Origin of the sequence: Candidatus Sulfotelmatobacter sp., from assembly GCA_035504415.1 — a bacterium.
In the GTDB taxonomy this organism is placed as follows: Bacteria; Vulcanimicrobiota; Vulcanimicrobiia; order Vulcanimicrobiales; family Vulcanimicrobiaceae; genus Vulcanimicrobium.
In genome coordinates, this window is sequence record DATJRY010000019.1 from 22,988 (window position 1) to 45,697 (window position 22,710).

At 70.6% G+C, this 22,710-nt stretch carries 19 protein-coding genes; 13 read left to right on the top strand and 6 right to left on the bottom strand.

What is annotated here, in order from left to right; translation table 11 throughout:
• The first annotated feature begins 54 nt into the window (after positions 1-54).
• The 8 genes from glp to VMD91_16705 all read left to right on the top strand — a co-directional run bounded on the left by glp (position 55) and on the right by VMD91_16705 (position 10,983).
• Entirely contained in the window at positions 55-1,308 is a 1,254-nt protein-coding gene (gene glp, locus VMD91_16670) for a gephyrin-like molybdotransferase Glp (protein HTW85705.1), read from the top strand.
• A complete protein-coding gene (locus tag VMD91_16675) occupies positions 1,305-1,835 on the top strand; it encodes a formate dehydrogenase subunit gamma (protein HTW85706.1) in 531 nt (176 codons plus the stop codon). The genes glp and VMD91_16675 overlap by 4 nt, the downstream gene beginning before the upstream one ends.
• On the top strand, positions 1,832-3,379 hold the full coding sequence (locus VMD91_16680; GenBank protein ID HTW85707.1) for an NADH-quinone oxidoreductase subunit NuoF: 1,548 nt from the start codon (positions 1,832-1,834) through the stop codon (positions 3,377-3,379). The genes VMD91_16675 and VMD91_16680 overlap by 4 nt, the downstream gene beginning before the upstream one ends.
• Before the next feature lie 20 nt (positions 3,380-3,399).
• Entirely contained in the window at positions 3,400-6,279 is a 2,880-nt protein-coding gene (gene fdhF / locus VMD91_16685) for a formate dehydrogenase subunit alpha (protein HTW85708.1), read from the top strand.
• A gap of 9 nt (positions 6,280-6,288) precedes the next feature.
• Complete coding sequence (locus VMD91_16690; protein ID HTW85709.1) at positions 6,289-6,510, top strand: formate dehydrogenase subunit delta; 222 nt, start codon at positions 6,289-6,291, stop codon at positions 6,508-6,510.
• Between the two features lie 10 nt (positions 6,511-6,520).
• Positions 6,521-7,423: a LysR family transcriptional regulator gene (locus VMD91_16695; protein HTW85710.1), complete on the top strand. Its 903-nt coding sequence runs from the start codon at positions 6,521-6,523 to the stop codon at positions 7,421-7,423.
• Between the two features lie 5 nt (positions 7,424-7,428).
• Positions 7,429-8,271, top strand: coding sequence for a formate dehydrogenase accessory sulfurtransferase FdhD (fdhD, locus tag VMD91_16700; GenBank protein ID HTW85711.1), 843 nt, complete (start codon positions 7,429-7,431; stop codon positions 8,269-8,271).
• Positions 8,272-8,418: 147 nt separating this feature from the next.
• Positions 8,419-10,983, top strand: coding sequence for a methyl-accepting chemotaxis protein (locus VMD91_16705; GenBank protein ID HTW85712.1), 2,565 nt, complete (start codon positions 8,419-8,421; stop codon positions 10,981-10,983).
• Here the strand turns inward: VMD91_16705 and VMD91_16710 are convergent.
• The 6 genes from VMD91_16710 to VMD91_16735 all read right to left on the bottom strand — a co-directional run bounded on the left by VMD91_16710 (position 10,980) and on the right by VMD91_16735 (position 16,580).
• The gene (locus VMD91_16710) at positions 10,980-11,987 is read right to left on the bottom strand and encodes a branched-chain amino acid ABC transporter permease (protein HTW85713.1); all 1,008 of its coding nucleotides are present in this window, start codon (positions 11,985-11,987) and stop codon (positions 10,980-10,982) included. The genes VMD91_16705 and VMD91_16710 overlap by 4 nt on opposite strands.
• Entirely contained in the window at positions 11,984-12,886 is a 903-nt protein-coding gene (locus VMD91_16715) for a branched-chain amino acid ABC transporter permease (protein ID HTW85714.1), read from the bottom strand. Before VMD91_16715 ends, VMD91_16710 begins: the two co-directional genes overlap by 4 nt.
• Entirely contained in the window at positions 12,883-13,608 is a 726-nt protein-coding gene (locus VMD91_16720; protein HTW85715.1) for an ABC transporter ATP-binding protein, read from the bottom strand. The genes VMD91_16715 and VMD91_16720 overlap by 4 nt, the downstream gene beginning before the upstream one ends.
• Complete coding sequence (locus tag VMD91_16725; GenBank protein HTW85716.1) at positions 13,605-14,342, bottom strand: ABC transporter ATP-binding protein; 738 nt, start codon at positions 14,340-14,342, stop codon at positions 13,605-13,607. Before VMD91_16725 ends, VMD91_16720 begins: the two co-directional genes overlap by 4 nt.
• A 15-nt stretch (positions 14,343-14,357) precedes the next feature.
• Entirely contained in the window at positions 14,358-15,659 is a 1,302-nt protein-coding gene (locus VMD91_16730) for an ABC transporter substrate-binding protein (GenBank protein HTW85717.1), read from the bottom strand.
• A gap of 114 nt (positions 15,660-15,773) precedes the next feature.
• Positions 15,774-16,580, bottom strand: a complete 807-nt coding sequence (locus tag VMD91_16735; protein ID HTW85718.1) for an IclR family transcriptional regulator C-terminal domain-containing protein — start codon at positions 16,578-16,580, stop codon at positions 15,774-15,776.
• Between the two features lie 116 nt (positions 16,581-16,696).
• Between VMD91_16735 and dctP the strand changes: the two genes are divergently transcribed.
• The 5 genes from dctP (at position 16,697) to VMD91_16760 (ending at position 22,696) form a co-directional block, all read left to right on the top strand.
• Positions 16,697-18,466 carry a TRAP transporter substrate-binding protein DctP gene (dctP, locus tag VMD91_16740; protein HTW85719.1) on the top strand — a complete coding sequence of 590 codons (1,770 nt, stop codon included), beginning with the start codon at positions 16,697-16,699 and terminating at the stop codon, positions 18,464-18,466.
• Positions 18,467-18,548: 82 nt separating this feature from the next.
• Complete coding sequence (locus VMD91_16745; protein HTW85720.1) at positions 18,549-19,061, top strand: hypothetical protein; 513 nt, start codon at positions 18,549-18,551, stop codon at positions 19,059-19,061.
• A 24-nt stretch (positions 19,062-19,085) separates the two neighbouring features.
• Entirely contained in the window at positions 19,086-20,114 is a 1,029-nt protein-coding gene (locus tag VMD91_16750) for a hypothetical protein (GenBank protein HTW85721.1), read from the top strand.
• A gap of 7 nt (positions 20,115-20,121) precedes the next feature.
• Positions 20,122-21,621 carry an aldehyde dehydrogenase family protein gene (locus VMD91_16755; GenBank protein ID HTW85722.1) on the top strand — a complete coding sequence of 500 codons (1,500 nt, stop codon included), beginning with the start codon at positions 20,122-20,124 and terminating at the stop codon, positions 21,619-21,621.
• Between the two features lie 13 nt (positions 21,622-21,634).
• Positions 21,635-22,696, top strand: coding sequence for a maleylacetate reductase (locus VMD91_16760; GenBank protein ID HTW85723.1), 1,062 nt, complete (start codon positions 21,635-21,637; stop codon positions 22,694-22,696).
• The last annotated feature ends 14 nt before the right edge of the window (positions 22,697-22,710 follow it).

A 22,710-nucleotide genomic window follows, 5' to 3' on the forward strand; every position in this document is an offset into this window, starting at 1 on the left:
TGCGCCGTCGCGTCGGGCCTTCGCCTATGGTATCTATGAAGGATGCTTGCGGCGATGACCTCGCCCGCGCGGGTCGATCTTGCGGCCGCGCGCGGCTTGGTCTTGAACGGTTTGGCGCCCGTGCCGGCCGAGTCCGTCCCGCTTGCCGACGCGGCGGGTCGGATCGTCGCGCATCCGATCCGAGCGCTCGACGACCTCGTGCCGTTCGCCCGTTCCGGGATGGACGGCTACGCGGTTCGCGCGGACGATACGACCGGCGCGGTCGCCGGAGCGCTGGTGCTCCCCGTGGTCGGAACGGCGTTTGCCGGCGAGGCGCCGGCGCCGCTGCAGCCCGGAACCGCCGCCGCGATTGCGACCGGTGGGGCGCTGCCGCCGGGTGCCGACGCGGTCGTCCCCTTCGAAGAGGTCGACGACCGCGGCGCGACGATCGTCGTGCGCGCACCGGTCGCCGCCGGCGCTCACGTGTTTCTGCCCGGTGACGACGCCCGTCGCGGCGAGGTCGTGCTCGAGCCCGGCCGGGTCGTCACGCCGGGGATCGCCGCGTTGCTGGCCGCCGCCGGACACGCCGTGGTCCCCGTCCACCGCCGCCCGTGGGTCACCATCGTGTCGACCGGCGACGAGCTGGTGCCGGTCGACGAGCGGCCGGCGTTCGGGCAGATCCGCGACAGCAACGCGACGTTGCTGGCCGCCTGCGTGCGCCGCGACGGCGGTGAGGTCGAGCGCTGCGTGCGGGTGCGAGATGCCTTCGAACCGTTGCGCGACGCGCTGTTGCGCGCGCTCGACGACAGCGATCTGATCGTGACGACCGGCGGCGCGTCGACCGGCGAGCGCGACTACGCCAAGCGCGCGGTGCGCGCCGCCGGCGGAACGTTCGCGTTCGAGTCGGTCGCGCTGCGGCCGGCCCGGCCCAGCGCGTTCGCGCGCCGCGGCGCGGCCGCGATCGCGGTGCTGCCCGGCAATCCTGCCGCCGCGCACGTCGCGTACGCCGCGCTCGTGCGCGCGGCGCTGCTGCGGCTGGGCGGCCGCACCGACGTCGCCGCGCCGCACGTCGCCGCGGTGCTCGACGGCACCCTGCGCGGCAAGGCCGATCGGCACTTCCTGGTGTTCGGGCGCCTCTCGCACGACGGCACGCGTTTCCGCGTGCGCCCACTGCCCAACCAGTGCTCGTCGCTGGTGCGCACGTCGGCCGACGCCGACGCGCTGATCGTCGTCCCGCCGGGCGCGGGACTGCTCGCCACCGGCGCCGAGGTCGGTGTCGACGTCCTGGACTGGACGGGCGTCGCTTTTTCCGGGAGTCCCAGAGCATGAACGTGATCTCGCTGCTCGACGCGCCGCTGCCGCGGAAAGTCGCCGAGCTGCAGCTGGACGACGAGCAGCAGGCCGTCGTCGCGCGCGTCCTCGCCGAGCGTGGTGCGCTGCCCGGCGCGCTGCTGCCGGTGCTGCACGGCGTGCAAGACGCGCTCGGCTACGTGCCCGACGCGGCGCTGCCGGAGATCGCGCGCGGCTTGAACCTCACGCGGGCCGAGGTCTACGGCGTCGTCACCTTCTATCACCACTTCCGCCGCCACGCGCCGGCGCGGCACATCGTGCAGATCTGTCAGGCCGAAGCGTGCAAGGCGATGGGCGCCGACGCGCTGACCGCGCACGCGAAGGCGTCGCTGGGCGTCGACTTCCACCAGAACACGGCTGACGGCGCGGTCACCTTGCTGCCGGTCTACTGTTTGGGCAACTGCGCCTGCTCGCCGTCGGTGGCCGTCGGCGACGACGTGCACGCGCGGGTGACGCCGCAGAAGTTCGACGTGCTGATCGCCGAGCTGCGCGAGGCCGCGCGATGACGACCGTCTACGTGCCGCGCGAGACGACCGCCAACGCGCTGGGCGCCGAACGGGTCGCGCGCGCGATCGCGGCCGAGGCGGAGAAGCGCGGCGCGGCGGTGCGGGTCGTGCGCAACGGCTCGCGCGGGATGTGCTTCCTCGAGCCGCTGGTCGAGGTCGCGACCCGCTTCGGGCGCGTCGCGTACGGGCCGGTCGAACCGGGCGACGTGCCGGGACTGTTCGACGCCGGCTTCTTGGCCGGGGCGCCGCACCACCTCGGCCACGGCCCGACCGAGGCGATCCCGTATCTGGCCAAACAGGAACGGCTGACGTTCGCACGCGCCGGGATCGTCGATCCGCTCTCGCTCGACGACTACCTCGCGCACGACGGCTATCGCGGCTTGCGCAACGCGCTCGCGCTGGACGGAGCCGCGATCGTCGAGGCGGTCACCGACTCCGGCTTGCGCGGCCGCGGCGGCGCCGCATTCCCGACCGGGATCAAATGGAAGACCGTCCTCGGCGCGCAAGCCGATCAGAAATACGTCGTCTGCAACGCCGACGAGGGCGACTCGGGGACGTTCTCCGACCGCATGATCATGGAGTGCGATCCGTTCGTGCTCATCGAGGGGATGACGATCGCGGCGGTCGCGGTCGGCGCGACGCGGGGCTATATCTACGTTCGTTCCGAGTACCCGCTGGCCAAGCGGATTCTCGACGCCGCGATCGCGATCGCGTACGAGCGCGGCTACCTCGGCGGCGACGTCCTGAAGTCGGGCAAGCGCTTCGATCTCGAGACGCGACTGGGGGCCGGAGCGTACATCTGCGGTGAGGAGACCTCGCTGCTCGAAAGCCTCGAAGGCAAGCGCGGGATGGTGCGCTTCAAACCGCCGCTGCCCGCCGTCGAAGGGCTGTTCGGCAAGCCGACGGTCATCAACAACCTGGTCTCGTTCGCGTCGGTCCCGATCATCCTCGATCGCGGCGCGGCGTTCTATCGCGACTACGGGATGGGCCGCTCGCGCGGCACGCTGCCGTTCCAGCTGGCCGGCAACGTCAAGCAGGGCGGCCTGGTGGAGAAGGCGTTCGGCATCACCCTGCGCGAGCTGCTGCACGACTTCGGCGGCGGAAGCGCGAGCGGCAAGCCGATCCGTACGGCGCAGGTCGGCGGCCCGCTCGGCGCCTACGTCCCGGCCGCGCAGTTCGACACGCCGCTCGACTACGAAGCGTTCGTCGCGATCGGCGCGATGCTGGGTCACGGCGGCGTCGTCGCCTTCGACGAGGGGGTCGACATGGCGCAGATGGCGCGCTACGCGATGGAGTTCTGTGCGATCGAGTCGTGCGGCAAGTGTACGCCGTGCCGGATCGGCTCGACGCGCGGCGTCGAGACGATCGACAAGATCCTCGCCGGCGAGCGGGTCGAAGCGAACCTCGAGCTGCTCGAAGACCTGTGCGTGACGATGCGCGACGCGTCGCTGTGCGCGCTGGGCGGGCTCACGCCGCTGCCCGTCGAGAGCGCCCTCAAACATTTCCCGCACGACTTCGGCTTGCCCACCCCGACGGCCGTCTGACCCGAAAGGCACCCATTCGCATGCAATCGATCGTCGACGTCGACTTCGGAACCCCGCGCTCCCCGAGCACGCAGCTGATCGCGCTCGAGGTCGACGGCATCGCCGTCACCGTCCCGCAGGGCAGCTCGGTCATGTACGCGGCCACGCAGGCGGGAACGAAGGTGCCCAAGCTGTGCGCGACCGACAGCCTGGAACCGTTCGGTTCGTGCCGCTTGTGCGTGGTCGAGATCGAAGGCCGCCGCGGCTATCCGGCCTCGTGCACGACGCCGGCCGAGCCCGGCATGAAGGTGCACACGCAGAGCGGCAAGCTCGGCGACCTGCGCCGCAACGTGATGGAGCTGTACATCTCCGATCACCCGCTGGACTGTCTGACCTGCCCCGCCAACGGGAACTGCGAGCTGCAGGACATGGCGGGTGCGGTCGGCCTGCGCGACGTGCGCTACGGCTACGAGGGCGTCACCCACACCCATCAGGCCAAGGACACCTCGAACCCGTACTTCACCTTCGATCCGTCGAAGTGCATCCTGTGCAGCCGGTGCGTGCGCGCCTGCGACGAGGTGCAAGGAACGCTGGCGCTGACGGTCGAGGGCCGCGGCTTCGACTCGCACATCTCGCCCGGCATGATGGAAAGCTTCATGGACTCCGAGTGCGTCTCGTGCGGCGCCTGCGTGCAGGCGTGCCCGACCGAGACGCTGACGGAGACGTCGGTCATTCGTCTCGGCCAGCCGACGCGCAGCGTGATGACGACCTGCGCCTACTGCGGCGTCGGCTGCTCGTTCAAGGCCGAGATGAAGGGCGAAGAGGTCGTGCGGCTGGTCCCCAACAAGGACGGCCACGCCAACCACGGCCACTCGTGCGTCAAGGGCCGCTTCGCGTTCGGTTACGCGACGCACCCCGACCGCATCACCTCGCCGATGATCCGCGAGAAGATCACCGATCCGTGGCGCGAGGTCGGTTGGGACGAGGCGTTCAGCTACGCCGCCGGCAAGTTCAAGGCGATCCAGGCGAAGTACGGGCGCGAGTCGGTCGGCGCGATCAGCTCGTCGCGCTGTACCAACGAAGAGGTCTGGCTGGTGCAGAAGCTGGTGCGCGCCGGCTTCGGCAACAACAACGTCGACACGTGCGCGCGCGTCTGCCACTCGCCGACCGGCTTCGGCCTCAAGACGACGATCGGCGAGTCGGCCGGGACGCAGACCTTCGACTCGGTGATGAAGGCCGACGTGGTCTTCGTCATCGGCGCCAACCCGACCGACGGCCATCCCGTCTTCGGCTCGCAGATGAAGCGCCGGCTGCGCCAGGGCGCCAAGCTGATCGTCGCCGACCCGCGCGGCATCGACCTGGTGCGCACGCCGCACGTGCGCGCCGCGCATCACCTCAAGCTGCGTCCGGGCACCAACGTCGCGCTGCTCAACTCGCTCGCGCACGTGATCGTCACCGAGGGACTCGCCGACGACGCCTTCGCGCGCGAGCGCTGCGAGCCGGCCGAGTACGAGAAGTGGAAGTCGTTCGTCGCGCAGGAGCGCCACTCGCCCGAGGCGCTCGAGAGCGTGACCGGCGTTCCGGCCGCCGACCTGCGCGCGGCGGCGCGCCTGTACGCGAGCGCGCCCAACGCGGCGATCTACTACGGGTTGGGCGTCACCGAGCACAGCCAAGGCTCGACCGCCGTCATGGGGATCGCGAACCTCGCGATGGCGACCGGCAACTTCGGGCGCGAAGGCGTCGGCGTCAATCCGCTGCGCGGCCAGAACAACGTCCAAGGCTCGTGCGACATGGGCTCGTTCCCGCACGAGTTCAGCGGGTACCGCCACGTCTCCGACGCCGGCGTGCGCGGGATGTTCGAAGCGGCCTGGGGCGTCTCGCTCGACGGCGAGCCGGGGCTGCGCATCCCCAACATGTTCGAGGCCGCCCTCGACGGCTCGTTCAAAGGCCTCTACTTGCAGGGCGAGGACATCGCGCAGTCCGATCCCGACACGCAGCACGTCGAGGCGGCGCTGACCGCGATGGAGTGCATCGTCGTGCACGACATCTTCCTCAACGAGACGGCGAAGTACGCGCACGTCATCCTGCCGGGCAGCTCGTTCCTGGAAAAGAACGGCACCTTCACCAACGCCGAGCGCCGCATCCAGCGCGTGCGCAAGGTCATGACCCCGCTGGCCGGCAAGGAAGATTGGGAAGTGACGATGGGGCTGGCCGCGGCGCTGGGCTACCCGATGCACTACACCCACCCCAGCCAGATCATGGACGAGATCGCGGAGCTCACGCCGACCTTCACCGGCGTGAGCTACGAAAAGCTCGATGAGCTGGGCAGCATCCAGTGGCCGTGCAACGACGGCGCGCCGGACGGCACGCCGACGATGCACGCGCAGACGTTCGTGCGCGGCAAGGGCAACTTCGTGCTGACCGAGTACGTCGCGACCGAGGAGAAGGTCACCCGCAAGTTCCCGCTCTTGCTGACGACGGGGCGCATCCTCTCGCAGTACAACGTCGGCGCGCAGACGCGGCGCACCGAGAACGGCCGCTGGCACGAGATCGATCGCCTGGAGATCCACCCGCACGACGCCGAGGACCGCGGCATCAAGGAAGGCGACCTGGTCGAGATCGCCAGCCGCGTCGGATCGACGGTGTTGCCGGCGAAGATCACCGAGCGCGTGCAGCCGGGCGTCGTCTACACGACCTTCCACTACCCGACCTCGGGCGCCAACGTCGTCACCACCGACAACTCCGATTGGGCGACCAATTGCCCCGAGTACAAGGTGACCGCGGTGCAGGTCTCGCGCGTGCTCACGCCCTCGGAGTGGCAGCAGCGCAAGAGCACCTTCGACGAAGAGCAGGAACTGCTGCTGCGGCACGGTTTGGCCGTCGACGAACCGGCCGCGCCGCCCGTCGGCGCGCCGCGTTAGGCCGAGGCGATGCGCGCCGAACGCCTGGTGACGATGGCGAACCAGATCGCCAGCTTCTACGAACCGCAGCCGGACCGCGCGACGGCCGCGAACGCGGTCGCCGGTCACCTGCGGCGCTTCTGGGCGCCGGCGATGCGCCGCGACCTGCAGCTCCACGTCGACCAGACCGGCGGCGAGGGCGTCAGCGCCCTCGTGCTGGAGGCCCTCAGGACCCCGACCTTCGCGCGCTGAAGGGTGTCGGGTGCTGATCCGGCAGCTGCAGTATTTGGTCGCCTTGGCGCACGAAGGTCACTTCGCGCGGGCGGCCGAGCGCTGCGGCGTCTCGCAGCCGACGCTCTCGGCGGCGTTGCGGCAATTGGAGGACGAGCTCGGCGCGGCGATCGTCGAACGCGGGAACCGCTTTCGGGGCTTCACCCCGCAGGGCGAGATCGTGCTCGGCTGGGCGCGCCGCATGCTGGCCGACGAGCGCTCCTTGCGCGAGGAGCTCGACGCCTCGCGCGGGATGCTCAACGGACGTTTGCGGCTAGGTGTGATCCCGTCGGTCAACGCCGTGGTCCCGGCCCTGACGACGAGCTTCGTGCAGGCGCACCCGCTGGTGCGCATCGACGAGATCGAGACGACCTCGCACGAAGTGCTGCGCGATCTGGCGGCGTTCGATCTCGACGCCGCCGTCACGTACGTCGACGACGAGCCGTTGGAGCACGTGCGCACGCTGCCGATCGCCGTCGAACGGTACGTCGCCGTCGTGCCGGCCGCGATCCCGGTGCCCGACGGGGAGACGCTCACCTGGACCCAAGCCGCGCGGCTGCCGCTGTGTCTGCTGCGACCCGACATGCAGAACCGCCGCATCTTCGATGCGGCCTTCGCGGCCGCCGGCGCGACGCCGAACGTCCGCGTCGAAGTCTACTCGATGATGGCGAAACTCTGCTACGTCGAGTCCGGACAGTTCGCGACGCTGATGCCGGCCAGCATGGCGTATTGGGTCGACGCGCGCCAAGGCGTGCGCATACGGCGGTTGGTCGAACCCGACGTCGCCAAGGCCGTCGGGCTGGTCGTCGCCGAGCGCGACCCCTTCCCGGCGCTCATCGACGCGTTTTGGCGCCACGTGCGCGCGCAGGTCGCGCTCGCGCCGGCGGCGAGCTGACGCCGGTGCGGCCGACGATCGATCCGGGTCACCCGCTGTTCGGGCTCGGCTACGCGAAGCCGGTCGAGCTGCGCACGTTCGAGCGGCTGCACGACGGCGAAGCGTCGGTCGAAAGCGCGACGGTCGCCGAAGAGACGCCCGTCGCGCTGGTCTACAACGGTTGGCCGCACGTCGTGATGATGTGCACGCCGGCCGACGTCGAGGACTTCGCGATCGGTTTCACGCTGACCGAGGAGATCGTCTCCGACCTGGACGCGATCACGGGTCTGCAGGTCGTGCGGTCGAGCCAGGGGATCGAAGCGCAGCTGGTGATCCCCGACCAGGCGGCGGAGGCGCTGCGCGGTCGCGGCCGTTCCCTGGTCGGGCGCACCGGCTGCGGACTGTGCGGCGTGACCACCATCGACGACGCGCTGCGCCCGGGGCGCACGGTGGCGGCCGACGAGCGGATCGCGCCCGCCGCGCTCTATCGCGCCGGCGACGAGCTGCCGGCCTGGCAGCACTACAACGAAGGCACCGGTGCCGTTCACGCGGCCGGTTGGGCGACGCGCGAAGGAGCGATCGTCATGGCGCGCGAGGACGTCGGCCGCCACAACGCGCTCGACAAGCTGGTCGGCGCGATGGTGCGCGCCGGCGTCGCGCCGACCGACGGGTTCGCGGTCGTCACCAGCCGCGCCAGCTACGAGCTGGTCCAGAAGTGCGCCGTCGCCGGCATCCCGCTGCTGGCGGCGATCTCGCGCCCGACCGGCCTGGCCGTCCGCATGGCCGACGCCGCCGGCATCACCTTGGCGGCGCTGTTGCGCGGGCGCAGCGTCAACGTCTACAGCCACGCCGAACGCCTGACGCCCTGAGCTGCCGGGCGGGAGGAAAGCTTTCTCGCCGGACCGCAGCGTGCTGGTACACCAGTGCTGCAAGACTCTCGAGAGCGAGCTGACTCCGAGGGGACGCTCGCCTCCTTACGCGAGGAAATCACCGGGCCGGGCGGTCCCGGCCGCCGTGTGGACGACGAGCGGCTTGCGGCCTGGCTGCGCGAGGTCGCGCGGACGCGCGACTTCACCCGCGAGCCGCCCGCCGTCAGCTTCGCGATCGCCGACCGGGCGGTGCTGCAGCGCTTCGTCGACGGCCTGCGCAACGAGCTGCTCGACTATCGCGAGATCGTCGACGCGGCCGGCGAGAGCATCGAGCGCAACGCGCGTCAGCTGGCCGGGATCGTCGCCTCGACCGGCGAGCAGACCGCGGTCGTCGAGCGAACCGCGGCGGCGATCGCCGAGATCGAGCAAGGTGCGACGCACGTCGCCGAGACCGCGCACGACCTGCGCGCGACCTCGGGAACCGTCGCGGCGTCGTCGCGCTCCTACGACGCAGGCATCGCGGGCGTGCTGGAGCGGCTGCAGGCGCTGGTGGGCGCGGTCGAGGCGACGGCGGGTTTCGCACAGACGACCGAACGCGGCCGCATCGGGATCCAGAGCTTCCTCGAGCGGTTGCGGCGCATCGCGCGCCAGGCACGCCTGCTCGGCATCAACGCCGCCATCGAGGCGGCGCACCTGGGCGAAGCGGGACGCGGGTTCGTCATCGTCGCCGACGAGGTGAAGCGGCTCTCGACCTCGACCGTCGAGTCGGCCAACGACGTCGCCGGGATCGAGAAGCAGCTGCACGACGCCGGCGATCGCGTCGACGGCGCCATCCGCGAGGCCGCCACGATCGTACGCGGCTTGGCCGACGCGCTCTCGAGCGCGCAGCACCGCTCGGCGGAGCGCGCCGATCAAGTCGGCGAGCTGGAACGCGCGATCGGCGAGGTCGCCGGGCTGGTCGGCGAGCAGAGCGGGGCGCTGACGCTGGTCAACGACAGCATACGCGGCATCGCCGAGCATGCGCACGAGGTCTCGGAGGCTGCGGAACGGGCGGCCGGGTTGGCGCTGAGCGACGGGCTCGCCAACCTGCGCGCCGCGTTGGCACGCACCAGCCTGGGAACGCGCACGCGTCACACCAACGGCGTCGTCGACCTCTCGCCGGTGCCGGGACCCGTGCGCCAGGCCGCCGCCGAACTGCGCGATCTGGTCGACGGCGACGAGCGCGAGCTGCTGACGTCGGTCGCGCGGATCGCCGTCGCGATCGCGCGCAACAGCTACGAGTGGCGCTCGATCGGCTCCGCGCTCGGTGCACTGGGCTGGCTACTCGACGGGACCGCGCATACGATCGAGGACCTGGCCGCGGGTGCCGGCGCGGCCGCCGCCGCGACGCAGCGCATGCGTGACGCGATCGATGCGATCCGGGCCGGTTTCGGCACCGCGATCCAAGAGCTGCAGGCCGCGCTCGACCGGGTCGCGCAGGTGCGCGACGCCGTGCAGCGCGCGGCGACGTCCGTCAGCGCGACCTCGGAAGCGGGTCAGCGCGCCGGCGCGATCCTCGATCTGATCGACGCGATCTCCAGCGAGACGACGCTGCTCTCGTTCAACGCCGCGATCGAGGCGGCGCACGCGGGCGAAGCCGGCAGCGGCTTCGGCGTCATCGCCGACGAGATCCGTGCGCTGGCGACCGGGACCTCGCACGCGGTCGGCGAGATCGGCGAGATGCTGGGCGCGCTGTTGTCGGCCGGCGAGTCGATGCGCGAGGCGACCGGCGAAGCGCTCGAGCGCACGGCCGAAGTCGAACGGCACGCGACCGCCGTGCAGGACGCCGTCGGCGCGCTGCGCGGCGAGCTGCAAGGAACGCTGGCGCGCGCCGCCGAGGTGGCCGCGATCGTCGAACAGCAGCTGGGCGCGCTGACCGACGTGCGCAGCGCCACCGCGATCGCGCGCGAGCGGGTCGAGAGCGAGACCGTCGCCGCCGCCGACGAGCAGCGGCTCGAGCTGGCGATGCTCGGGATGCGCGCGCACGCGCTGGCCGCGCGCCGTCCGCTCGGCACGGTCGCCGAGGCCGTGCGCGAGATCGCGCTGGCCGTCGCGAGCGACATGGACGAGGTGTTCGAGGACGCGATCCGCCGCGGCGCGATCCGGCTCGACGACTGCTTCGACACCGACTACGTCGAGCTGACCGGTGAGCGGATCCGGCACCTGGCGCGCTTGTTCGACGTCTCGCGCGTGCCGGCGAGCGGCTTCGACCCGCCCAAGTACGAGACACGCTACGACGCCGCGATCGAAGGCGGGATCAACGCGGCGATCGACGCCGCGGTGCCGACGCACCGCTCGATCGTGGCGATGTTCGGCGTCGACCTCAACGGCTTCTGTTTCGGGCACTACCGCGAGTGCCGCCAGGACTGGACCGGCGACCGCGCCACCGACCTCGCCGGCAACCGCATCAAGCGCTTCTTCGACGATCCGTTGAGCCTGCGCTGTTCGCGCGTCGGTCTGGGCGGGGCGGCGCACAGCCTGCCGCGTCGCACCCCCTATGCGACCTTCCGCGAGAACGGCTGCACCTTGGTGCGCGGCGGCTTGCGGCCGTGGGCGGTCTACACCTACGCGCGCGACACCGGGATCGTCTACAACGACGTCTGCGTGGGGATCTTCGCGCGCGACCAGCGCGTCGGCACGCTGCGCGTCATCTACGACGCCGACTCGGTCTAGCGATCGGCGCCGGGCAGCCGCAGCCGGTAACCGACCGGCATCAGCTGCCAGCCGAAGCGGCCCGCCAGCGAACCCCACAGGCCGCGCGGGAAGAACAGCGAGAAGATCAGCGCCGAGCCGCCCAGGCCGACCAGATACCACGCGCCGCTGCCGCCGAAGATCGTCTCGACCACGAAGAAGACGATCGCGCCGAGGATCGGTCCCTCGAACGTTCCCAGCCCCCCGACCAGCGTCATGAAGATCATGTACGCCGTCCACTGCACGCCGAAGTAGGTCTTCGGCTGGAAGGTGATCAGCGTCGCCAGCGTCAGCGAGCCGGCCGCCGCGCAGCCGACCGCGGCGAGCACGAAGATCAGCCGTTTGGTGGCGAAGACGCGCACGCCGACCGACGCCGCCGCTTCCTCGTCGTCGCGGATCGCTTGGATCGACGCGCCCAGCCGGCTGCGCAGCAGCCAGAACACCAGCCCGACGACGACGATCATCAACGCCAGACCGAGCCAGTAGTTGCAGGCGCGGCGCGTCTGCGGCGCCAGTGCCGAGATCGCGATCAGCGACGTGCCGGTCTCGCCGTTGATCAGGTTGTCGAGGTTGACCAGCAGGTGCCCGAGCTCGGCGAACACCCACATCCCGATCGCGAACGCGCCGCCCCGCAGCCGCAGCGCGAACGACGAGAGCGGGAGCGAGACGAGCCCGACCAGGAGCGGCGCCAGCACCAGCGCCAGGTACACTTCGACGCCCGCGTGCGACAGCCGAATCGCCGCGTACGCGCCCAGCCCGAAGAACAGCTGCTGCCCGACCGAGACCAAGCCGCCGTAGCCGGCCAGCGCGTTCCACATCGCCGCCAGGATGATGTAGACGAACAGCGTGGTCAGCCGATCGGTCAGGTACTCGCCCAGGAACAACGGTCCGAAGGCCAGCACGACCAGCAGCCCGGCGACGCTGGCCATCCCGGCGATCGAGACCGCGCTCCAGCGCTGCACCGCGATCGGCGGCGCGCCGGTCACGTCGTCCTCCGCACGGGCCGGACCAGCGCCCGCAGATCGCGGCCGCCCAGCGCGAAGCGTGCCGCCAGCACCAACAGGAACACGACGTGACCGCCGATCAGGAAGCCTTGCGGGTTGACCTGCGAGCCGACGTTCTGCGCGACGCCCAGCACGATGCCGCCCAGCAGCGTCCCCCACAGCGAGCCGGTTCCGCCGATCACGACCGCCTCGAAGGCGAAGATCAGCTGCGTCGCGCCCGCGTAGGGGTCGAACGAGCTGCGCAGCCCGAGGAACGCGCCCGCGATCGCGACCGTGACCAGCGCGATGGCCGACGCGCCGGCGTAGACGGCGCGCGAGTCGACGCCCACCAGCTCGGCGGTGTCGGCGTCCTGCGCGGTCGCGCGGATCGCGCGCCCGAACGGCGTGCGGTGCAGGAACAGGTGCAAGCCGCCCAACAGCGCGACCGCGACGGCGAACGTGAGCAGCGCCAGCTCGCCGACCGACAAACCGCCGGCGGTCCAGCTGCTGTACGCGAGGTCGCCGACGTTCGGCGCCAGCGACCGCGTATCGGCGCCGTACCTCTCGAACAGCAGGTTGTCGATCACGATCGCGAGGCCGAAGGTGCTCAGCAGCGGCGTCAGCTCCCCGGCGCGCAGGGCGCGGTCGAGCACGCCGCGCTGCAAGAGCCAGCCCGCGATCGCCATGACCGGCACGATCGCCAACAGCGCCAGGAACGGCGAGAGGTTCCACTGCCCCGCGACCGTGAGCACCAAGAACGCCGCCAGCACCGCGATGCTGCCGTGGGCGAGATTGATGATGCGCATGACGCCGAACATGAACGAGAGCCCGCACGCCAGCAGCGCGTAGTAGCCGCCCAGCAGCACGCCTTGGACGATCTGGCCGATCCAGAACTGCGTCACGGTGCGCTCGCGCTTCCGGCGTGCCGCAAGCCGAAGTAGGCCTGCGTCACCTGCTCGCGCGTCATCGCCGCCGCCGCGCCTTCGAGCACGATGCGGCCTTCGAGCAGACAGATGATCCGCGTCGCGACGCGCAGCGTGCGCGAGAGGTCCTGCTCGACGAGCACGATCGTGGTCCCGCTCGCGATGACCGTGCGCAGCGACTCGTAGACGCGGTCGACGGCGATCGGCGAGAGTCCCAGCGAGAGCTCGTCGATGAGCAGCAGGCGCGGGTTGGTCATCAGCGCGCGACCGATCGCGGTCGCCTGCTGCTCGCCCCCCGAGAGGCTCCCGCTGCGCTGCTCGAGGTGCGGGCGCAGCATCGGGAACGCGTCCAGCACGGTGTCCATGGTCCAGCGGCCGCGGCGCGCGTGCGCACCGGCGACTTGGAGGTTCTCGCGCACCGTCATCTCGCCGAACAGCTTGCGGCCCTCGGGGACGAGCGTGATCCCCGCGCGCACGCGGCGGTTGGCGCGCTCGCCGCGCAGATCGCGTCCGTCGAAGACGACGCGCCCGGCGGTCGGTTTGTGCGCGCCGGCGATCGCGCGCAAGAGGGTCGTCTTGCCGGCGCCGTTGGCGCCGACCAGCGCGAGGATCTCACCCTCGGCGACCGTGAACGAGATGCCGCGCACGGCCTGCAGCAGACCGTGGCGCACGTCGAGCGCTTCGACGGCGAGCAAGCTCACGTCACACCGCTGCCGAGGTACGCTTCGATGACGGCGGGATGTGCCAGCGCGACCTCGGGCGCGCCTTCGGCGATGACGCGTCCGGCGTCCATGCAGACGAGCCGCCCGACGACTTGCAGCAGCACGTGCAGCACGTGCTCGATCCACACGATCGCGATCTTGCGGCCGCGTAGCTCGCGCACGATCGCGACCAGCTCGCCGGCCTCCGCGTCGGTCAGGCCGCCGCCGATCTCGTCGAGCAGTAACACGTGGGGATCCGTGGCCAGCGCGCGAGCCAGCTCCAACCGTTTGCGGTCGAGCAGCCCCAGCGCTTCGGCGCGCCGGTTACCGAGCTCGAGCATGCCGCACAGCCGCAGCGCGTCGATGCAGGCGTCGTACGCGTTGGGCCTGCTGCGCCCGGCGCCCATCGACGCGGCGACGAAGACGTTCTCGAAGACGGTCAGATGCCCGAACGGGCGCGGAACCTGGTGCGAGCGCGCGATGCCGAGCCGGCAGCGGCGCGCCGCGTCGAGCGCCGACACGGCGGCGCCCTCGAAGCGCACGCTGCCGGCGGACGGCGCGTACGTGCCCGCCAGCACGTTGAGCAGCGTCGTCTTGCCGGCACCGTTGGGCCCGACGATGCCGACCGCCTCATCTGCCGCCAGCGAGAAGTCGACCCCGTCGACCGCCGTGAACGCGCCGAAGCGCTTGGTCACGGCGGTGGCGACGAGGACGGGCTCACCGGCCGGCTGCACGAACAGAGAGGCCCGCTAACCGTTGTACGGCAGCAGTTTGGCCGTGATCGGGACGCGCGGGTCCCCGGCGTGCTCGGTGATCACCAAGTCGAACGGGTATTTGCTGCCCGGTTTCGACTTGACCCACTGATCGCCGATGATCAGCGTGGTCGCGACGTTGGGCACCGGGCCGTGGCCGAAATCGACTTTGCCGACGATGCTGGTCATCGCGACCGACCCGATCGCTTTGGCGACGGCGGCCTTGCTCTTCGGGTTGCCGCTCTTCTTGAGCGCTTCGAACCCGACGTCGAACAGCGAGAGCGACGCGCCCAGCTGCTGGTTCCACTGCCGGCCGGTGGCCTTCTCGTAGGCGTCGGCGAGCGCGCGCGAGCTGATGCCGCTGAAAGCCGACGAGAACGGGAAGTCGCGGTGCCAGTAGCAGCCGCTGGCGAGCTTGTCGCCGAGCGAGCCCAGCGCTTCGGTCGTGCCGGGGAACAGTCCGGTCTTGGCGATCTGGCAGATCTTCACCATCTTGGTGTAGCCCTGCTGTGCCGCTTGCCGCCAGAAGGTCGCGAAGTCGGGCGGGATCGGGAAGGTGTTGAAGATCTCGCACTGCTCGGCTTTGAAGCGCGCGATCTGCGAGGAGAAGTCGGTCGTTCCGTCCTCGTAGCCGCCCGGATCGATCACCGTGTAGCCGGCTTTTTCCAGATCGGGCTTGAGATGCTCGCGAATCGCGTTCCCGTCGGCGTCGTTCGGATACATCACCGCGACCTTCTTGTTGTTCGGGATCAGCTTCCATTGCGAGAGGTAACAGTCGAGAAATTGCTTGACGCCGAAGCTGAACAGATAGGTCCACTTGTACGGTGAGGGCGCGCCGGGCTTGGCGCCGCGGCCGAAGTACCACGCTTCCCAGGGCATGACCGTCGCCAGACACGGCACGCCCGCCGCTTCGCACGCGTCCGAGACCGGGTTGACGACTTCCGGTGTCGAGGTGACGAGCATGAAGTCGATTCCCTCGCGGGTGATCAGCTCGTTCGCGAGCTGACCGGCGCGGGCCGGATCGGACTGGCTGTCGCGATCGAGGATCTCGACGGCGTACTGCTTGCCGGCGATGGTGACGCCTTTGGCGAGCGTCTTGCGCGCGTGCTCGAGAATGAACGGGTCACACTCGCCGAAGCTGCCCAGCGGGCCCGTGCGGGGGCTGATGAATCCGATCTTGAGCGTTTCGGCCGCACTCGCCGCCGACCACAGGACCGGCGCGGTGCCGGCCAACGCCGCGCCGCCGGCGGCCGCCCCGACGGCGCCGACGAACGCGCGCCGTGAACTCCGATGTGCCATCAGAAGCCTCTCAGTGAGGCGGCCTCACCGCCGGTATGCGATTTCGCATGCCGGGACGGCTTCCGCATCTCGAAACGCCCGTACGGCGCGTTGGACGGAGAATTCCTGCCTGAGTCAGCCGCGGGTCTGGATTGCAGCTTCGATGCCCGCGCGGGTCGCGCGCATCGCCGGGAGCACGCGCGCCAGCATGTCGTCGACGCTCGCGCGAGCTCCGGGGATGCAGACGGTCATCGCCGCCGTCGTTCGTCCGCGCGTGTCGCGCAGCGGGATCGCGAGCGAACGCAGTCCCACCTCGAGCTCACCGTCGACGAGCGCGTAGTCGTCGGTGCGCGCCCGCTCCACGATCGCGCGCAGCGCCTGCGGATCGGTGACGGTGTGCTCGGTATACGACGGAAACCGCGCGCCGGCGAAGTAGCGCGCCAGCTCGGGCTCCGAGAGCCCGGCCAGCAGCACGCGGCCCATCGCGCAGGCGCTGGCCGGCAGCCGCCGGCCGACGCCGAAGTTGACGTTCATGATGCGCCCGGTCGGGACGCGCAGCACGCAGACGATGTCCTCGCCGTCCAGGACGCTGGCCGTGCACGTCTCACCCAGTTGCGCGACGAGTTGTTCGACCCAGGGCTGGGCCGCGTCCCAGACGTCGAGCGAGGCCAGGTAGGAGAAGCCCAGCTCGAGGATCTTGGGCGTCGGCCGGAAGCGGCGTTCGTCGAGGACGACGTAGCCCAGGCTCTCGAGCGTCAGCAGGAGGCGGCGCGCGCCGGCCCGCGTCAGGCCGGTGCTGACCGCGACCTCGGAGAGGGAGAGCGCCCGGCGCGCGGTCCCGAAGGCGCGGATGACGGCCAGGCCCTTCGCCAATGACTGGACGTAGTCGGATGCGGGGACCGCCGGGGCGGCCTCTCCCTGCGACGAGCGCGCCTTGTACATCTTTCGTCAGAAGTGTTCTGCGCGCGGAGGAGATTGCTTTCCCGGGCGGCGATTTCCAGGCCAGCCGGCTCGGAACGTATGTTCGGCGCCGGTAAAGTGAAGAGGAAGACCAAGCCGTGGACGACGTCACTGGAAAACTGCAGGACGCGGCTGCGCGCCTGCGCCAGACGTCGGGCCGCATCGCCGAGAACGCGCTGATCCAAGCTGTCTCGGTCCAGCAGATCGCCGACGTCGCCGCCGATTCGGCGCACGACCTCGCCGTCGCGCTGTCCGACGTGCGCGCCGCGTCCAACCAGGCCCGCGAGGCCGAACAACGCGTCAGCGCGACCGGCGCCGAGATCGACCAACTCGTGCGCGCCGTCGAGACGCTCGCCGGCGCGGCGCGCGCCAGCGGCTCGACGATGACCGATTTCCTCGCCTCGCTCGAGCGAATCGACGAGATCGTCGACTTCGTGCACGAGGTCTCCGAACGCACCAACCTGCTCTCGCTCAACGCTGCGATCGAAGCGGCGCGCGCCGGCGAGCACGGCCGCGGTTTCGCCGTCGTCGCCGCCGAGATCCGTAAGCTGGCCGACTCGACCCGCACCGCGACGGCCGAGATGGAGAAGCTGCTGGGCGCGGTCCGCAGCGGCGGCGAGAAGACCGCGCAGATCGCCGCCTCGTCGGACGCCTCGGTGCGCCAAGGCGAGTCCGCCGCGGCCGGTGCCCGCGACGCGCTGGTCGCGATCTCGTCGGCGGTCGGCTCGACCGCGTCCGCGTTCGACGCCGTCGAACGCTCGATCGAAGCCGAAGCCAGCCGCTCCGAAGAGTTCGGCCGCAACGCCGCGCAGCTGCTGCGCACGACCCGTTCCCACTACGCCGACGCGGTCGAGTCGAACCTGGCCGTCAACGCCATCGACTACCACGTCACCGAGATGCAGGCCGCGGGCAGCACGCCGCAGTTGAGCCCGGCGCGCGTGCTGTGCGCGCTGGCCGGCACCTCGGTCGCCGGCCGCGGCACCGACGAGCTGGCGCGGCGTCTCGCCGCCGACATCCCGGAGCTCGGCTTCGCCAACGTCCCGCCGCAAGGCCGCAGCGAGTTCGACGTGCTGCAGGCCGTGCGGCGCGGCGACGCCGTCGTCGGCGTGGTCAGCGTCGCAATCCTGGGCAACTTGGTGCCGGCGATCCAGCTGATCGAGGCGCCGTACTTGGTCGAAGACCGCGCCCATGCGCACGCGCTGCTGAGCGGCCCGTACGGTGCGCAGACGCTGGCCTCGATCACACCCTACGGACTGGTCGGACTGGGGTTCTTCGAGACCGGCTTCAAGCACGTCACCAACGTCGTGCGCCCGATTCGCATGCCCGCGGACATCGAGCGCCTGCGCTTGCGCGTCATGGAGGCGCCGGTACACGTCGCGATCGCCGACGCCTGGCAGGCGATGGTGCGGCCGGTGGCGACCAACAACATCCTGGACGCGTTGCGGCGCGGCGAGCTCGACGGGCAAGCCAGCAACTCGCTGCCGATGAACGTGGCCACCAAGATCTACGAAGCGCAGCGCTATCTGACGCTGACCGCGCACTCCTACGCGACGCAGGTGATCGTCGCGAACGCCGACTGGCTGCGCGCCGCCGGCGAGCACCGCGCGCGGATCGAGGCCACCGTCGCCGCCGTCATGAGCTGGCAGAGCGAGGACGCCGCGCGTGCCGAACGCGCGGCCTTCGCCGAATTGGAGAAGCGGCTCGAAATCATTCGGCTGAACGACGCCGAGCATCGCGCGTTCGTCGCCTCCACGCAGTCCGCGTACGGCGTCCTCGAACGGCTGGTCGGCAAGGAGCCGATCGCGCAGATCCGTCGCGCCGCCGATCAAGCCCGGCCGGAGAAACGCAGCACCGCGCGCGCGTCCTGACGAAAGGAAGTTTCCGCCAAGACGCCAACGCGGTCGTTCGGATAGAGAACTGAAGTTCGGATTCCGAACAAAGGAGCTCCCGATGGTCGAGACCGCTTCCCGTCTCCACACCGTATTCGGTTCGCTCGGCGACTACCAGAAGGGTAGCGTCGAGCTCGTGTCCGGCAGCGTCAAAGAATACGCGTTCTCCAACGTCTTCGACGTCGCGGCCAAAGCGAAGCCGTACGAGAAGATCGTCGTCGGCAAGAACTTGGAGTACGTCATCGAGGCCGTGCGCGCCGAGGGCACCTCGCCGTGGTACGCCTGCGCGCACGACGAGTTCGTGATCGTGATGGACGGGAAGATGCAGATCGACTTCGTCAAGCTCGACGACCCCGCGTCGGCCGCGCCGGAGAACACCGAGGGGACCGTGCTCGTCGCCGGCGAGCCGAAAGGCGAGAAGATGGGACTCGTGCGCGTAGCGCGCGGCCATCAGGCGTTGCTGCCCGCCGGCGCCGCGTATCGTTTCAGCGCCGCCGAGCCCGCGGTCTTCCTGCAACAGACGATTCTCGGCCCGCTCTCGCAAGAGCGCTGGGGCGAGATCTGCCTGCGCTAGCGCGAGAGAGAGTGAGAACGCATCATGGCTAGTCTCGAAGAAGCCGTTCCGACCGCGCTGCCCGAGCTCGTCGACGCGTCGGCGCCCGACGCCGTGACCGGCTACCGCACCTTCACGCTGGGCGGCTTCCGCTTCTCGCGTGACGGATATTTCGCGACCATCACCTGGCCGGTCGGCGAGAGCGGCAAACGCCAATCGCACACGATGGCCGTCGACTATTTCTTGCGCGCGCTGATGCGCGACGTCGCCTGGGGCTTCTTCTACGGCTGGGTCAACTTCGACCACGTCTTCGGGACGAAGAACCAGTACGGCACGGTGCAGGTCTACGGCGGGCGCTACAACGAGGCGTTGCACAAGGCCGGCGTCTCGTACGTCGAGACGTTCGAGTCGCCGGTCGCGATGGCGACCTTCAAGGCGATGCTCAGCGACTGGACCAACGCCGGCTGGGATCCGTTCGCCGCGCCGGAAGAGACGGGCAAGACGGTGTTCGGCCCGAAGAACGGCGACAACGACGCCGCCATCAACCGCGACCGCGTCGTGTCGCGCCGTATGGTCAGCCTGCCGGGCGACTCGGTGCTGCGCACCGATGCGACGCATCCGATCAACCGGCACTTCGCCGACGTGCCGCAAGACGAGCCCGACGTCGTCTGCGAGCCGGGCTTCGAGGGCGAGCTGGCCGCGTACAACTTGTTCGCGTACCTCTCACGCTCCGACGTGACCTGGAACCCGTCGGTCGTCAGCGTCTGCAAGCAGAGCTTGGCGTGCCCGACGACCGAAGAGTTCATCCTGCCCGTCAAGCACGGCAACGACCGCATCGAGTGGTTCATCCAGTTCTCGGACCACATCGTCTGGGACGTCGAGGACAAAGAGACGGGCCGACCACGCGCGCGGGTGACGATGCGCGCGGGCGACGTCGCCGCGATGCCGGCCGACATCCGTCATCAAGGTTACTCGCCGAAGCGCTCGATGCTCTTCGTGTGGGAGAACGCGACGCCGGGTCTGCCCGAACGCTACGAGGCGGGCGAGCTTCCCCCGTACCCGGCCGAGTTCTGATCGCACCGTGGCGCAGGTGAACGGCGCGGCGACGCTCGCCGCGCCGCGCACCGGGCTGTTCATCGGCAACCGGTTCGTCGACGCGCTCGACGGCCGCCGGCTGCCGGTGATCAATCCGCACGACGGCACGACGCTGGCCCAGATCGCGCTCGCCGGCGCCGTCGACGTCGACCGCGCGGTGCTGGCGGCGCAAGCGGCGTTTCCGTCGTGGAGCCGGCTGGCCGCGGCCGACCGCGGCCGGCTGCTGCTCAAGCTCGCCGACGCGATCGAAGCCAACGCCGAAGAGCTGGCGCAGTTGGAGTCGCGCGACACCGGCCACCCGATTCGCGACACGCGCCGGCTCGACGTGCCGCGCACCGCGGCGTGCTATCGCTACTTCGGCGGGATGGCCGACAAGTTCGAAGGCACCGTCGTGCCCGTCGAGGCCGGTTTCCTCAACTACGTCACGCACGAAGCGATCGGTGTCGTCGGGCAAATCTGCCCGTGGAACTTCCCGATCATGTTCACCAGCTGGAAGATGGGTCCGGCGCTGGCGGCCGGCAACACCGTCGTCCTCAAACCCTCGGAGCTCACGCCGCTCTCGACCCTGCGGCTGGCCGAGCTGGCCGCGGAGGTCGGCTTTCCCGACGGCGTGATCAACGTGGTGCCGGGCTTGGGCGAAGAAGCCGGACAGCGGCTCGTCGATCATCCCGACGTGCGTAAGATCTCGTTCACCGGCTCGACCGCCGTCGGCCGGCGGGTGATGGAAGGTGCGTCGCGCACCCTCAAGCGGGTCGGCCTCGAGCTGGGCGGCAAAGGCGCGAACGTCGTCTTCGCCGACGCCGATCTGGACGCCGCGATCGGCGGCTCCGCGTTCGCGATCTTCCACAACCAGGGGCAAGCGTGCATCGCCGGCTCGCGGCTGATCCTGCACGAAGCGGTCGCCGACGAGTTCCTGGCGCGCTTCGGCGCGCTTGCGGCATCGATCCGCCTCGGCGATCCGCTCGACGAGCGGACCGAGATGGGACCGCTGACCTCGGCGGTCCACCGCGACCGCGTGATGAGCTACGTCACGGTCGCGCTCGACGAGGGCGGCACGATCTTGCAGGGCGGCAAGGCGCCTGACGATCCGGCCTTGGCCGCCGGCTACTACGTCGAGCCGACCATCGTCGCGGCGCCGCTCGGCTCGCGCGTGACCTGCGAGGAAGTGTTCGGTCCGTTCGTCAGCGTCGCGCGCTTCCGCACCGACGAGGAAGCGCTGGCACTCGCCAACGCGACCGAGTACGGATTGGGCAGCGGTCTGTGGACGCGCGACCTGGCGCGCGCGCACCGCTTCGGCCGCGACATCCGCTCGGGGATGGTGTGGATCAACGCCTACAAGCGCGTCAATCCCGGCTCGCCGTTCGGCGGCGTCGGCGCGTCGGGCCAAGGCCGCGAGATGGGTTTCGAGGCGATGCGGCAGTACACCGAGCCGAAGTCGGTGTGGGTCAACGTCGATGCGCGGATCCCACCCTTCTATCCTCGCTGACGCCGCCGCGCTGGTGCGCGGCTTCGTCTACGAAGGGACGCCGACGCGCGTGGTCTTCGCGGCCGGTGCGTCGGCGCAGCTGGCCGAGGAGCTCGATCGCGCCGGCTTGCGCGCGGTACTGCTGGTCGCCGGCGACGAGCAGTACGCGCGGCTGGGCGACGTCGCCGCCGCGCTCGGTGCACGGGTCGGCGGGACGTTCAACGAGGTGCGCGAGCACGTGCCGGTCGCGCTCGCCGCGCGCGCGCGTCGCTTCGCGGCCGAGATCGGCGCCGACGGGATCGTCGCGCTGGGCGGGGGCTCGGCGATCGGCCTGGCGAAAGCGGTCGCGCTCACCAGCGGCCTGCCGATCGTGGCGGTGCCGACCACCTATGCCGGCTCGGAGATGACCCCGATCTACGGGCTGACCGAAGACGGCCGCAAGACGACCGGCCGCGATCCGCGCGTGCGCCCGCAGGTCGTCGTGTACGATCCGCTGCTGACGCGCACGCTCTCGCCGGAGCTTTCCGCCGCCAGCGGCCTGAACGCGCTGGCGCACGCGGTCGAAGCGCTGTACGCGATCGACGCGAATCCGGTCGTCTCGCTGATCGCCGAGGAGAGCATTCGCGCGCTGGCGGCCGGGCTGCCCCGCGTCGTCGAGGGGCCGGACGACGTCGACGCGCGCGCGCAGTGCCTGTACGGTGCGTGGCTGGCCGGCATCGCGCTCGGCTCGGTCTCGATGGCGCTGCACCACAAGCTCTGCCACACGCTCGGCGGGACGTGGGATCTTCCGCATGCGCGCACGCACGCGGTCGTGCTGCCGCACGCGGCAGCCTACAACGCACCGGCCGCGCCGACCGCGATGGCGCGCGTCGCGCGCGCGCTCGGCGTCGACGACGCGCCGCGCGGGCTCGCCGATCTCGCGCGCCGGCTGGGTGTGCCGGGAACGCTGCGCGAGCTCGGTTTTCCGTCGGCCGCGCTCGATCGCGCCGCCGACCTGGCCGCGGCTTCACCCTACCCCAATCCGCGCCCGATCGAGCGCGACGCGATCCGCGCGCTGTTGGCGCGCGCGTTCGACGGCGAGCTCGCGCGGGCGTGACACCCACACACCGG